The following is a 1018-nucleotide window of genomic DNA, read 5'->3' as shown; positions in this document are numbered from 1 at the left end:
AATAATAGAGCTAAAGGAAATTCGAAGTTGTAAAACATAGGCAGTAATGCCAAACAATATTTATTTACAATGGAGAGTTTGATCCTGGCTCAGGATGAACGCTAGCGGGAGGCTTAACACATGCAAGCCGAGGGGTATTTGTAGCTTGCTACAGAGAGACCGGCGCACGGGTGCGTAACGCGTATGCAACTTGCCCTACTGAAAGGGATAGCCTTTTGAAAAGAAGATTAATACCTTATAATAAATCACACTGCATGGTGAGATTTTGAAAGATTTATCGCAGTAGGATAGGCATGCGTAAGATTAGATAGTTGGTGAGGTAACGGCTCACCAAGTCAACGATCTTTAGGGGGCCTGAGAGGGTGAACCCCCACACTGGTACTGAGACACGGACCAGACTCCTACGGGAGGCAGCAGTGAGGAATATTGGACAATGGGTGGAAGCCTGATCCAGCCATCCCGCGTGAAGGATGACGGCCTTATGGGTTGTAAACTTCTTTTATATGGGGATAAACCTACTCACGTGTGAGTAGCTGAAGGTACCATATGAATAAGCACCGGCTAACTCCGTGCCAGCAGCCGCGGTAATACGGAGGGTGCAAGCGTTATCCGGATTTATTGGGTTTAAAGGGTCCGTAGGCGGATTAATAAGTCAGTGGTGAAAGCCCATCGCTTAACGATGGAACTGCCATTGATACTGTTAGTCTTGAGTGAGGTTGCAGTGGCTGGAATGTGTAGTGTAGCGGTGAAATGCTTAGATATTACGCAGAACACCAATTGCGAAGGCAGGTCACTAAGCCTCAACTGACGCTGATGGACGAAAGCGTGGGGAGCGAACAGGATTAGATACCCTGGTAGTCCACGCCGTAAACGATGGATACTTGCTGTTGGGGAGCGATTCTCAGTGGCTAAGCGAAAGTTATAAGTATCCCACCTGGGGAGTACGTTCGCAAGAATGAAACTCAAAGGAATTGACGGGGGCCCGCACAAGCGGTGGAGCATGTGGTTTAATTCGATG

Annotated in this window: 1 rRNA gene; it reads left to right on the top strand. The window is 47.9% G+C overall.

The window, feature by feature from the left end:
- Positions 1-66 precede the first annotated feature (66 nt).
- Positions 67-1018 (top strand): 16S ribosomal RNA (locus EAH69_RS13860); the annotation flags it as partial.

It is taken from the genome of Faecalibacter macacae, assembly GCF_003687725.1.
Lineage (GTDB): Bacteria > Bacteroidota > Bacteroidia > Flavobacteriales > Weeksellaceae > Empedobacter > Empedobacter macacae.
Note: the sequence above shows the minus strand (reverse complement) of the source record. Positions and strands in the feature narration are given on the sequence as shown.